Source organism: Allobranchiibius sp. GilTou73, from assembly GCF_021391335.1.
In the GTDB taxonomy this organism is placed as follows: Bacteria; Actinomycetota; Actinomycetes; order Actinomycetales; family Dermatophilaceae; genus Allobranchiibius; species Allobranchiibius huperziae.
Map to the genome: position 1 here is coordinate 1,351,644 of NZ_CP090051.1, position 12,154 is coordinate 1,363,797.

11 protein-coding genes and 1 pseudogene are annotated in these 12,154 nt (G+C 70.3%); 6 read left to right on the forward strand and 6 right to left on the reverse strand.

The features are described from left to right. Positions 1 to 2 precede the first annotated feature (2 nt). Genes htpX through LVQ62_RS06830 form a run of 3 tightly spaced genes read left to right on the forward strand, consistent with a single transcriptional unit; the run spans position 3 to position 4,220 of the window. Positions 3 to 875 carry a zinc metalloprotease HtpX gene (gene htpX, locus LVQ62_RS06820; RefSeq protein ID WP_179482722.1) on the forward strand — a complete coding sequence of 291 codons (873 nt, stop codon included), beginning with the start codon at positions 3 to 5 and terminating at the stop codon, positions 873 to 875. 46 nt (positions 876 to 921) lie between these two features. After that, positions 922 to 3,426 (forward strand): aminopeptidase N, encoded by a 2,505-nt coding sequence (gene pepN, locus LVQ62_RS06825; RefSeq protein WP_233766819.1) that lies wholly within the window; start codon positions 922 to 924, stop codon positions 3,424 to 3,426. A 29-nt stretch (positions 3,427 to 3,455) separates the two neighbouring features. Next, the gene (locus LVQ62_RS06830) at positions 3,456 to 4,220 is read left to right on the forward strand and encodes a serine hydrolase (RefSeq protein ID WP_233766821.1); all 765 of its coding nucleotides are present in this window, start codon (positions 3,456 to 3,458) and stop codon (positions 4,218 to 4,220) included. 53 nt (positions 4,221 to 4,273) lie between these two features. Here LVQ62_RS06830 and fabG read toward each other — a convergent pair whose 3' ends face one another. From fabG to LVQ62_RS06845, 3 genes are all read right to left on the reverse strand, one after another. Then, positions 4,274 to 5,035, reverse strand: coding sequence for a 3-oxoacyl-ACP reductase FabG (gene fabG / locus LVQ62_RS06835; protein WP_233766823.1), 762 nt, complete (start codon positions 5,033 to 5,035; stop codon positions 4,274 to 4,276). A gap of 81 nt (positions 5,036 to 5,116) precedes the next feature. Further along, positions 5,117 to 6,151 (reverse strand): NAD(P)-dependent oxidoreductase, encoded by a 1,035-nt coding sequence (locus LVQ62_RS06840; protein ID WP_233766825.1) that lies wholly within the window; start codon positions 6,149 to 6,151, stop codon positions 5,117 to 5,119. Positions 6,152 to 6,160: 9 nt separating this feature from the next. Then, complete coding sequence (locus tag LVQ62_RS06845; protein WP_233766827.1) at positions 6,161 to 7,291, reverse strand: sensor histidine kinase KdpD; 1,131 nt, start codon at positions 7,289 to 7,291, stop codon at positions 6,161 to 6,163. Positions 7,292 to 7,392: 101 nt separating this feature from the next. Here LVQ62_RS06845 and LVQ62_RS06850 point away from each other — a divergent pair, with 101 nt between their 5' ends. The 3 genes from LVQ62_RS06850 to LVQ62_RS06860 are packed head-to-tail and all read left to right on the forward strand — an operon-like array spanning position 7,393 to position 9,379. Further along, positions 7,393 to 8,037: a glycosyltransferase family 2 protein gene (locus LVQ62_RS06850; RefSeq protein ID WP_233766830.1), complete on the forward strand. Its 645-nt coding sequence runs from the start codon at positions 7,393 to 7,395 to the stop codon at positions 8,035 to 8,037. Continuing rightward, the gene (locus tag LVQ62_RS06855; protein WP_233766835.1) at positions 8,034 to 8,684 is read left to right on the forward strand and encodes a DUF2064 domain-containing protein; all 651 of its coding nucleotides are present in this window, start codon (positions 8,034 to 8,036) and stop codon (positions 8,682 to 8,684) included. The genes LVQ62_RS06850 and LVQ62_RS06855 overlap by 4 nt, the downstream gene beginning before the upstream one ends. Beyond that, positions 8,681 to 9,379, forward strand: coding sequence for a methyltransferase domain-containing protein (locus tag LVQ62_RS06860; RefSeq protein ID WP_233766844.1), 699 nt, complete (start codon positions 8,681 to 8,683; stop codon positions 9,377 to 9,379). Before LVQ62_RS06855 ends, LVQ62_RS06860 begins: the two co-directional genes overlap by 4 nt. Here LVQ62_RS06860 and LVQ62_RS06865 read toward each other — a convergent pair. The 3 genes and pseudogenes from LVQ62_RS06865 to LVQ62_RS06875 form a co-directional block, all read right to left on the reverse strand. Continuing rightward, a complete protein-coding gene (locus tag LVQ62_RS06865; protein WP_233766846.1) occupies positions 9,277 to 9,708 on the reverse strand; it encodes a hypothetical protein in 432 nt (143 codons plus the stop codon). The genes LVQ62_RS06860 and LVQ62_RS06865 overlap by 103 nt on opposite strands. Further along, positions 9,701 to 10,858, reverse strand: coding sequence for a molybdopterin-dependent oxidoreductase (locus LVQ62_RS06870; protein ID WP_233766848.1), 1,158 nt, complete (start codon positions 10,856 to 10,858; stop codon positions 9,701 to 9,703). The genes LVQ62_RS06865 and LVQ62_RS06870 overlap by 8 nt, the downstream gene beginning before the upstream one ends. Positions 10,859 to 10,937: 79 nt before the next feature. Then, a pseudogene (locus tag LVQ62_RS06875) lies at positions 10,938 to 12,084 on the reverse strand (acyl-CoA dehydrogenase family protein). Between the last annotated feature and the right edge of the window lie 70 nt (positions 12,085 to 12,154).

Genomic DNA, 12,154 nt, shown 5'->3' on the forward strand with positions numbered 1-12,154 from the left:
GCATGCACAGGCACTTCAACGGGCTCAAGACCACGCTGCTCTTCGGTGGCATCTGGGTGCTGTTGCTGGGCGTGGGCGCCCTCGTGGCCGGCGGCCGGTTCATCTGGATCTTCGCCCTCATCGGGCTGGGCACCACGTTCTACGGCTACTGGAACAGCGACAAGCTGGCGATCCGCGCCATGCAGGCCTACCCCGTCAGCGAGGCACAGGCCCCCGCGATGTACCGGATCGTGCGCGAGCTGTCGACCGCCGCCGGCAAGCCGATGCCCGCGCTCTACATCTCACCGACCCAGGCTCCGAACGCTTTCGCCACGGGTCGAAACCCGAGTCACGCAGCGGTCTGCTGCACCGAGGGCATCCTGCAGCTGCTCGACGAACGTGAGCTGCGCGGGGTGCTCGGGCACGAGCTCATGCACGTCTACAACCGCGACATCCTGACGTCCTCCGTTGCCGCAGCGCTCGCCGGGATCATCACTTCCGCCGCCCAGATGATGATGTTCTTCGGGATGTTCGGCGGCGGTGACGACGAGGACCGCCCCAACCCGATCGTCATGCTCGCCATGGCGTTCCTCGCGCCGATCGCGGCGACCGTGATCCAACTGGCCATCAGCCGCACCCGCGAGTACGACGCCGACGAGGACGGCTCCAAGCTGACGGGCGACCCGCTCGCCCTCGCGTCGGCGTTGCAGAAGCTGGAGGACGGTGTGGCCCGCGCGCCCCTCGCACCGGAACCGAAGGTCGTCAACGCCAGCCACATGATGATCGCGAACCCGTTCCGCGCGCAGGACGTGTCGCGCGCGTTCTCCACGCACCCCCCGACGCAGGAGCGCATCAAGCGGTTGCAGGGCATGGCGTACGGCCAGATCCAGAAGTGATCCGACCCAGTGGTGGGTCGGTCGGGCGCCATGCCAGGGTGTGGCCATGGCGATTCTGCAACGCACCGAGGCCGAGGCACGCGCAGCCCTGATCGAGGTGACGTCGTACGACGTCGACCTCGATCTCGACCGGGGTGACACCGAGTTCGGCTCTGTCACGACCATCCGGTTCAGCGCCCGGCAGCCGGGGGAGTCGACCTTCCTCGATCTGAAGGCCGCGCGCGTGGGGTCGATCACCCTGAACGGCACCGCTGTCGACCCCGCGGCGATCGACGACGGGCGGGTCACCCTCACCGACCTGGCCGCCGACAACGAGGTGCACGTCGCAGCCACGATGAGCTATAGCCGCGACGGCGAGGGACTGCATCGCGCGGTCGATCCCGAGGACGGCAAGGCCTACGTCTACGGCATGTCGTTCATGGACGCGGCGCCGCGGATGTACGCCTGCTTCGACCAGCCCGACCTGAAGGCGCCGTACGACGTGCGCGTCCGCGCGCCGCAGGACTGGGTGGTCGCGGGCAACGGCGACGCGACCCGCACGGCGCCGGGCGAGTGGACCCTCGCGACGACGAAGCCGATCGCCACCTACTTCTTCACCGTCTGCGCCGGCCCCTACGCCACCGTCACCGACGAGCACGACGGCATCCACCTGGAGGTGCACGTGCGCGCCGCCCTCGCGAAGGAGCTGGACGAGCAGGCGCCGGACATCTTCCAGGTCACTAAGCAGTCCTTCGACCACTACCACCGGCTCTTCGGCGTGCGCTATCCGTGGGGTGACTATCACCAGTTCTTCGTGCCGGAGTTCAACGCCGGAGCCATGGAGAACCCTGGGTGCGTCACCTTCCGCGACACGATGATCATGCGCGGCACGCTGGCGCCCGACCACCTGCTGTCCCGCGCCAACACGATCGCGCACGAGATGGCGCACATGTGGTTCGGCGACCTGGTCACCCTGCGCTGGTGGGACGACCTGTGGCTCAACGAGTCGTTCGCGGAGTACATGGCGGGCCGCGCCGTCGAGGAGGCGACCGACCACGACGAGTCGCGGATCGCGTTCTCCGCGCAGCGCAAGACATGGGGGTACGCCGCAGACCGGGCACCCTCCACCCACCCGATCGCCGGCTCGCCCGCGCCCGACGCGCTCTCGGCCCTCACCAACTTCGACGGCATCTCCTACGCCAAGGGCGCCTCAGCGTTGGCGCAACTGGTGCTCTACGTCGGCGACGACGCCTTCGTCGCGGGCGTGCGCGACTACCTGTCCCGGCACGCCTTCGGCAACGCCACCCTGGCGGACTTCCTCGGCGCGATGGAGAAGGCGAGCGGGCGCGACCTCACGCAGTGGAGCGAGCAGTGGCTGCGCACGTCCGGCGCGGACGTGCTGCAGGTGCACACCGAGACCGACGGCGACACGGTCGCGGAGGCCGAGCTGCGGCGTACGCCGCCCGCCGGTCACCCGGCCGACCGGCCGCACGTGCTCGACGTGGCGGGCTACACCGACGGCGCGCAGATCTGGCGCACCCAGGTCGAGGCCGCGGCGGACGTCACCCCGCTCGGCGAGCTCACCGGCCGGGAAGTGCCGCAGATCCTGCTGCCCAACGCCTCCGACGAGACCTGGGCGCAGGTCGCGCTCGACACGGCCAGCCTGGAGGCGCTGCGTACCGGGCTGCGCACGCTGCCCGACTCCGGCACCAGGGCGGCCGCGTGGTCGGCGCTGCTCAACGGCATGCTGACCGGCGGCGTCGATCCCCGTCTGGTGCGCGACAGCGTGCTCGACTTCTGGCCGGCCGAGACCAGCTTCACCCTGCTGGCGTACGTCGCCTCGCAGAGTCGGGGTGCGCTCCTCGGCGGGTACCTGCCGCCCGACGAATCGACAGCGGCGGCGCAGGCGTTCGACGACGCGGCCCGCACGATGCTGGCCGCGGACGACGTCAGCCTGCCTGCTGGGATCGCTGCCGCGACGATGGTCGCGCACACCACGCACGACGAGGCGACCCTGCGCGACTGGGCCGACGGACGGCACACCCCCGCCGCCCTGGAGGGCGACCCGGACTTCCGCTGGCTGGCGATCCGGCGGTTGTGCACCCTGGGCGCTCTCACCGCGGCCGACGTCGACTCCCACCTGGCGCAGGACCGCTCGATGTCCGCCGTCCTCGACGGGCTCACCGCGAAGGCCTCCATCCCGACGCAGGACGCCAAGGAGTGGGCGTGGCATCAGGTGTTCGGCGGCCAGCAGCTGTCCAACTACGAGGCCGGTGCGGTTCTCGGAGGGATCTTCCGGCCCTCCCAGATCGATCTGGTCCGGCCGTATGTCGCGCGGTACTTCGCCCAGGTCGGCTCGCTGGCGCAGACCTTCGGAGGAATGCCGGCCGAGCAGCTTACCCGCGCCGGTTTCCCGCACGTCGTGGTCGAGCCGGCGACGCTGGAGGCCGCGCGAGCCGCCATCGACGGCGAGGGCCTGTCGGCGGGCATCCGACGCGCCCTGATCGACCAGACCGCCGCCCTCGAGGAGCGGATCACCTCGCGGCGCAGGTACTTCCCCGACTCGCTGTGACGCTGCGCTGGAGCGTCCAGGTCGGGTCGGTGGGTGACACGCCGTGGCTTGTCGAGGATGTCGACCTGGTGCTCCCCGCGGCGTCGATCGGCAAGCTGCTCCTGCTGGGGGTGGCCGCCGAGATGTTCGAGGCGGGCACCCTGTCGCGCGAGGGACCGCTGTGCCGGGCCGACGGGGTCTTCGTGCGCGACTCCGGGGTGTGGCACACCTTGCAGCAGGAGGTCCTGCCCGCCGTCGACGTGTGCCGACTCATCGGGGCGCACAGTGACAATCTGGCGACCAACGTCCTGCTGCATCACGTAGGCATCGCGCAGGTGCGGGAGTACGCCGATCGCCTCGGCCTGGCCCCCTTGGCGCTGCTGGACTATGCGCGAGGCCATCGTGACCCGGCGGATCCCGACGTGGCGCCGACGCTCTCGGTCGCAAGTGCGTCGGCGCTGATCCGCTTCATGGAGTTGCTGGACGCCGGTCGGATCAGCGCCGAGGTGGGGGAGTGGCTCTCACTCGACACGGACCTGTCGATGGTCGCGGACGCGTTCGGACTGGACCCGTTGGCGCACAACAGCATCGGCGGCGGCGATCCCGGTCGCTTCACATTGGTGAACAAGACCGGCACGAACGAGGGAATCCGCGCGGACACCGGTCTCGCGCACGCGGGAGGTGAGCGGACGGCATACGCCGTGATCGCGCACTGGGACCAGGCGACCGACGGCGACATGCTGGACGAGGTGATCACCCGGATGCGCGACATCGGGCGGCAGATCCGCGACCGCCTCCAGTCGGCCGCCTCCTGAAACGATCGAGCGGCCCCGGGCCGAAGCCCGAAGCCGCTCGAGAGAGGTGCAGGTCAGTCCCTGGGGCCACCGGCCACGTAGAGCACCTGACCGCTGACGAAACCGACCTCTTCGCTGCAGAAGAACGACGCGGCGGCGGCGATGTCCTCGGGCTTGCCGCCACGGCCGACGGGGATGCCCGCGGCTGCGGCCTTCTTGAACTCCTCGAAGTCCATCCCGACGCGCTCTGCGGTCGCCTTGGTCATGTCGGTCTCGATGAATCCGGGGGCGATCGCGTTGGCGGTGACACCGAACTTGCCGAGCTCGATCGCCAGCGTCTTGGTGAAGCCCTGCATGCCGGCCTTGGCGGCGGCGTAGTTGACCTGGCCGCGGTTACCGAGCGCGGAGGTGCTCGAGAGGTTGACGATGCGGCCGTACTTCTCCTTGGTCATGTACGCCTGGACCGCGCGGGTCATCAGGAAGCTGCCGCGCAGATGCACGTTCATGACGGTGTCCCAGTCGTCCGCGCTCATCTTGAAGATGAGGTTGTCGCGCAGGACACCCGCGTTGTTGACGAGCACGGTCGGCGCGCCGAGCTCGGCGGCGACCTTCTCGACGGCGGCCTGCACGTCGCTCTCGTCGGCGACGTTGCACGCGACGCCCACAGCCTTTCCGCCGGCAGCGACGATGCGCTCGGCGACGGCGGTGCAGGCGTCCTGGTCGAGGTCGAGGACGCCGACGGCCATCCCGTCGGCGGCGAGCCGCTCGGCGACGGCGGCGCCGATCCCTCGGGCCGAGCCGGTCACGATGGCGGTGCGGGTGCTCTGTTCTGGCATGGAAACGTCCTTGTCTCTCGTCAGGTGCTTGGTGGTGGTGAGGCGCCGCGGGGCGGCGCCGTCGGCTCCACCCCTACGTTCTCACGAGCCGCTGACCGCCAACTCGCGGACGCCCGCCGCGAAGTCCTCGCGCGGTGCCCAGCCCAGGTCACGGCGGATGGCGGCGGAGTCGGCGGTGATGTGCCGGACGTCGCCGAGGCGCCACTGGCCGGTCACGACGGGCGCCGGCCCGTCGAGAGCGGTCGCGAGTTCCGTGGCCAGGTCGCCGACGGTCCGCGGGGTGCCCGATCCGACGTTGTACGCGCGAAAGCCCTCGCGCGGCTGTTCGGCCGCGGCCACCACGGCGCTCGCGATGTCGCGCACGTGCACGAAGTCGCGGCGCTGGCCGCCGTCCTCGAAGACGCGCGGCGCCTCACCCCGCCGTGACGCGGCCGCGAAGAGCGAGGCGACACCGGCGTACGGCGTGTTGCTCGGCATGCCCGGTCCGTAGACGTTGTGGAAGCGCAGCGCGGTCGCGGACGACGACGTCTCGCGGGCCCATGTCGTGGCGTAGTGCTCCTGGGCGAGCTTGGACACCGCGTACGCGTTGCGCGGGTCGGCAGGGACGTCCTCGGCCACCAGTGCGGGGGCCAGGACCCGCCCGCAGGTGACACACCGCGGCTCGAAGTCACCGGCCTCGAGGTGCTCCGGAGTGCGGGGGAGACCCCTGCTCAGCCCGTGCACCTCGCATTCGCCGCGTCCTTCGCCGTAGACGACCATCGAGGCGGCCAGCACGAGTTCGCGCCGTCCTGCGGCCGCCATCCGCGCGAGCAGGGTGGCGGTGCCGACGTCGTTGGAGGAGGCGTAGTCCGGCAGGTCGGAGATGTCGACGCCCAGCCCGACCTTCGCGGCGAGGTGGATCACCGAGTCCACCTCGCGCAGCGCCTCGTCGCAGACATCCGCATCGCGGACGTCGCCGCGCAGGAAGCGCGCGCCGTCCGGTGGGTCCCAGGACGGGACCGGGTGGACGTCGGCGCGCAGGTTGTCCAGCACGAGCACGTCGTGACCGGCCGCGAGCGCGGCGCGCAGGACGTGCTGCCCGATGAAACCGGCACCGCCGGTGAGAAGGATGCGCAACAGGTGGCCTCAGCTCGCGAGTGGGAGCACGATCGTGAACGCGCAGCCGTCGTCGGTGTTCTCGAACTCGACGGCGCCGTCGTGCGCGTCCACGATTTCACGGGTCACCGTCAGCCCGAGACCTCCCCCGGCGGTCTCGCCCGACGGTGCGTCGTCGAGCGGGTCGCCGTGCAGGCCGATGTCCCGCAGGCGGGGCACGTCGCCGGGTGCGAAACCGCCGCACCGGTCGGTGACCCGCAGCAGCGCCTGGCCGGGTCTCTCCCCGGCGCGCAGCTCGACGGTGACCGCGCCGCGCGCGGGGGTGTGACGGATCGCGTTGTAGACCAGGTTGGTCAGCGCGCGGTTGAGCTGGCCCGGATCACCCATCACCTCGGCGGCGACCGCCGCCGAGCCGGTCAGGCGCACCTTCTCCGCGTGCGCGACCCGCTCGAGGTTCGACATGGTCGTCGAGAGCAGCGCCGAGAGGTCTACCCGCTCGTTGCGGCGCTTGCCCATCCCCACGTGCAACCGGCTGAGCTCGTAGAGGTCGTCGACCATCTCGGTGAGTTGCTGCACCTCCGCGGTGATGCGGTCGTGGCGTCGGGCGTGGTCGCCGCCGATGTCGTCCCCGAGCTCCCCGGCCGCGGCACGTAGGCCGGTGAGAGGGGTGCGCAGGTCATCGGAGATCCAAGCGACAAGCTCGCGGCGTGAGGCCTCCAGCGCGTACTCGCGCTTTCGGGCGTCGGCGAGGTTGGCGCCCATCTCGCGCATCGCGTGGTGCAGCCCGCGCAGTTCCGGTGACATCGGTTCGGTGTTCTGCGTCGGCACGCCACCGCTGTTGATGTGGGCGATGTCGGTGTGCAGGAACGCGCTGTCGCGCCGGAAGGTGCGTGCGCTCAGCAACGCCGCCACCGATGCCAGCAGTCCGGCGATGACGGCGGAGACGATGGTCGCGTGTCCGTCGTCGGTGCTGATCAGCATCGCGCGTGCGTTGCCGGCGATCGCCGCCACCGTCGCGAAGGTCGCCACCACGGCGATCGAGACATGTCCGCCCGTCCAGCCGCGCCGACGGACGGGCCAGGTCAGCACCCATGCCACCGCCGATCCGCCTGCACCCCACAGCAGTGCGATGCCGAGGATGTGGAGGAAGTGATGGGGCACGTTCGCGAGCCTAAGGCTACGGCGGGCCCGACGGTGTCGACACACACCCCGGGCGGTGCGAATGCAGCGCACGGGCCCCTGATGAGGCAGGCTGTCGGGTGATGATCGATATTGTTCTTCCCTGCCTGGACGAGGCAGCCGCGCTCCCGCACGTCCTGGGCGACCTTCCGGACGGCACCCGAGCGCTCGTCGTGGACAACGGCAGCACCGACGGCAGCCCGCAGATCGCGCGTTCGCTCGGCGCGCACGTGGTGACGGCGACCCAGCGTGGGTACGGCGCCGCCTGCCACGCCGGGCTGATGGCGGCGACCGCCGATCTGGTCGCGTTCGTCGACTGCGACGGCTCGTTCGATCTCTCGATCGTGCCTGCGCTCGCCGCACCGGTCCTCGACGGCAGCGCCGACCTCGCCGTCGGCCGGCGCCGACCGGTGGCCCGCGGTGCGTGGCCGGCCCACGCGCGTCTGGCGAACGGTGTGCTCTCCTGGCGGTTGCGCACCCTCGGTCTGCCCGTGCACGACGTGGGTGCCGTACGGGTGGGGCGTCGTACCGCCCTCATCGACCTCGCCCAGATCGACCGGCGCAGCGGATATCCGCTGGAGACCATGGTGCTGGCAGCGAAGGCCGGGTGGCGGGTCGTGGAGACCGACGTCGACTATCACCCCCGGCACGGACGATCCAAGGTCACCGGGACGGTGCGCGGCACCGTGCAGGCCATGCGGGACATGACCGTGGTGCTCGCCCGATGACCATCACGCTCGCGAGCGTGATGGTCATCGCGAAGGAGCCGGTGGCCGGTCGGGTCAAGACCCGCCTCACCGTCGCCATCACCCCGGAGCAGGCGGCCGCGGTGGCAGCCGCAGCCATCCGCGACACCCTGGACGCGATGAGCATGGTCCCGGCTCACCGTCACGTGCTGGCCCTCGACGGCGAGGCAGGCGAATGGGTGCCGGCCGGCTGGTCGGTCGTGGCCCAGCCCGAGGGTGGGCTGGACCGCCGGCTGGCCACGGTCATCGGCGGCCTCCCGCCCGGGCCGTGCCTGCTGGTCGGGATGGACACCCCCCAGGTCACCCCATCCATGTGCGGATTCGATCCGAACTCCTACGACGCGTGCCTCGGGATGGCGACCGACGGCGGCTACTGGGCCATCGGCTTCGCGGATCCCGCCATGGCACCCGAGGTGATCGAAGGAGTTCCGATGTCGACCGACCACACCGGGGCCGATCAGCTGGCCCGGATGCTGCACGCAGGTCTGCGCGTGCAGGAGTTGGCGCCGCTGCTCGACGTGGACACCCCGGAGGATGCGGCGCAGGTGGCCGCTCTCGTGCCGGCGAGCGCGTTCGCCGGTGCTTGGACGACGGCGATGGCGGCGACTGCCGCAGGGGCCGACGTATGAGGATCGGCGCACTGGCGGCGTACGAACAGGCGCTGCGCGACCGCGGCCCTCTCGGTCTGCACACCACGTCCGGTCACCGGATCGAGTTGGACATGGCCCGCTATCTGGCCGACGCCGACGCCGCGGACACCACGGTGTTGGAGCGCTGCGTGGGCCCGGTGCTGGACGTCGGATGCGGCCCGGGTCGCATCGTCGGAGCACTGACCGCTGCCGGCACGGCAGCCCTCGGCGTCGACATCGCGGACGCCGCCGTCGAGATCACCCTGCAACGCGGTGCCCTGGCCCTGGCCCGGGACATCTTCTCCCGGCTGCCCGGCGAAGGACGCTGGCGCACGGTCCTGGTGCTCGACGGCAACTGCGGCATCGGCGGCGACGTGCCGGCGCTGCTGCGCCGGATGCGCGAGCTGACCGCCTCCGACGGCACGGTGATCCTGGAGGCCGCGACCAGCGTGCCGGGCACGGACGAGGTGCTCACCGCGAGCTTCAGCACGGACGGCGAGGACGCGCCGACCTTCCCGTGGGCCGTCGCGTCAGCGGACGTGTTGCAGCGCTACGCCGAGGAGGCGGGCCTCGCGCTCGTGGAGCACTGGACTCACTCCGGCCGGGACTTCCTCATGGTCCGCAGCGACAGCACGTACAGCACCGCCGTGCAGACGACCACGACGGCCGCGATGATCCCCAAGTTCGCCACGTAGTTCTGCCGCAGCAGCGCCAGGGACGGGCTGCTGGCGGTGCCCTGACGCCAGACCACGAAGAATGCGACCGAGCCGACCAGGGCGATCACGAGCAGCGCGCCCTGCACGAACCCGCGCAGATGCGGCGGCAGCAGCTTGGCGAGCAGCCACCCGACCAGGAGCACGACGTTCGCGATGATCAGGTCGTGCAGCAGGATCCCGCTGATCAGCCATTCGCCGAAGTTGAGGGTCTTGATGTAGGGCCGGTCCACCCAGAGCAGATGCAGCCCCCAGACGGCGGCCGCCATCCCGAGCACGCCGAGGGCGCCGCGGACGATGCGCTCAGGCATGCGAGACCACCACCGTGTCGACCCACTTCGTCTGCAGCTCGCCCTTGCGGTCCGGGGCGATGAGGCGCAGCGGGTATCCGTGGTCGAGGGTGAGCCGTTCACCGTGCAGGTGGGTCGCGAGGAGGGCCTCCTTCAACTGTCCTGCCGTGATGGTCGACCTGCTGAACCCGTGCTTCTCCAGGGAACTCACCGTCACGATGCTGTCCGCGGTGCCTCCGACCATCGCGACGATGTCGAGCAGCGACGGCCCGGTCCAGGTCGCGCGCCGACTCCAGCCCTCCACGCACGCGATGGACAGATCGCGGGTCTGCGCGGGCATCGCCTCGATCTGCTGCAGAGTGAGCGTCCGGGTGCCGGTGCCGCCCCGCACGGTCAGCCGGTAGTCCGCGGATACCGCGGTCTTGCGCACTCCGGCAGCAGCCGCGGTGCGGTTGACGGGCAGATCCTGTTGCGGCGCGCGGTCGGGTCGACGGGGTGCCAGCAGTGCCACCTTCGCCAGCGGGCCGACCACCTGGCCGACCGTGGTGAGCCCGACGATGCCCGCCCCGATGCCCACGCCCGTCACGGCGCCGCGACGGGTCAGGCCGTGTTCGTCGACCATGGGTCCGTCCAGCTTCGTGGACAGCCCGCGGCGAATGATCGGGAGTTTGACGGCGATGTGCAGCAGGAGCGCGCCGATGACCACCCATCCGAGCGCATAGTGCACCGACGCGAACGGCCACTTGAACGGGTAGTACTGCAACACGTTGAGCATCCCGGTGGTCAACTGCACCAGCGCCCCGGCGATGAGGACGGCGACGGACGCACGCTCTAGCGCGTGCAGCACCGAGCTGACCGGCGGCCATTGAGCCAGCTTGTTCTGCACCGACCAGAGCTTCGCGAGCAGCAACGGGATCGAGGCGAACCCGGTGATGACGTGCAGTCCCTGGGTGAAGCGGTATCCGCCGGCCGGTGTCGCGGGCGGCGGCAGCCACATCCAGGGGTGGGACTGGTAGTGGCTGATCACGCCGGTCACGAAGCAGATACCGAACGCGATGCCGACAGCAGTGCCGAGTCGAGCCGTGACCGACTCGTGGTGCAGCCGGCCGCGGTCTTCGCTCGGCCATCCGGGCGGTGGGGAGCTCGGCAGGCGCAGCTTCACGGACGGCATAGGTCGATCATGCCTCCCGTCGGCGTCCCGTGCCGCCGTCCGAGGTCACGATCTGCGGACGACTTGCGCGGGAGCGGGGTCAAAGACCCAAATCGCGACCGATCAGTTCCTTCATGATCTCGTTGGAACCGGCCCAGATCTTGGTGACCCGGGCATCGCGCCATGCGCGGGCGACCCGGTACTCGTTCATGAACCCGTAGCCGCCGTAGAGCTGCACGCACTCGTCGAGGACGTCGTTCTGCACCTGCGCGGTGAACCACTTGGCCTTCGCGGCGTCCACCGAGGTGAGAGTGCCTGCGGCGTGCGCCACCAGGCAGTCGTCGACGTATGCCTGGGTCACCTCGACGCGCGTGACCATCTCGGCCAGCTTGAACTTGTTGTGCTGCAGGCTCCCGATGGGTTGCCCGAAGGCCTTGCGCTCCTTCACGTAGTCCAGGGTCTCGGCGAGTATCTGCGTGACGTGGCTGATGTTGCTGACCGCGGCCCCGATGCGCTCCTGCGGCAGGCGCTGCATCATCGCGATGAAGCCCATGCCCTCCTCGCCGATCCGGTTCTCGTCCGAGACGCGCACGTTGTCGAAGAAGAGCTCGGCGGTGTCGGACTCCTCCTGCCCGACCTTGTCCAGCTTGCGACCGCGGGTGAAGCCCGCCATGCCGTCCTCGACCATGAAGAGGGTGATGCCCTTGGCGCCCTTCGCCGGGTCGGTGCGCGTCGCCACGATGATGAGGTCAGCCCCGAAACCGTTGGTGATGAACGTCTTCGAGCCGTTGATCAACCAGCCGTCACCGTCGCGTACGGCGGTCGTCTTCAGCGCCGCGAGGTCGGAACCGCCAGAGGGCTCCGTCATCGCGATCGCGCAGACCTTCTCGCCGGCAGCCATGCCGGGCAGCCACCGCTGCTTCTGCTCCTCCGTGCCCAGGTCGACGATGTACGGCGGGCAGACGTCGGAGTGGATGCCGAAGGAGGAGGAGACCGCCGCGTTGAACTTCGCGATCTCCTCGGCGGCCACCGCGTTGAAGAGGTAGTCGTCGACCCCGGCGCCGCCGTACTCCTCGGGGATGTCCAGGCCGAGGAAGCCCTGCTTGCCGGCCTCCTGCCACATGTCGCGCGCGATGGTCTTGTCGCGCACCATCTCCTCGGCCCGCGGGCGCAGGGGTGCGCTCGACGAATTCGCGCACGGAGGCCCGGAAGGCCTCGTGGTCCTCGGAGTAGATGTTGCGGGGCATGGCGGTGTCCTCGTGTCGTGAAGGGGGCATCGGGTAGCGGAGCGGTGCGACGCCGAGTCGCTGACTAAGC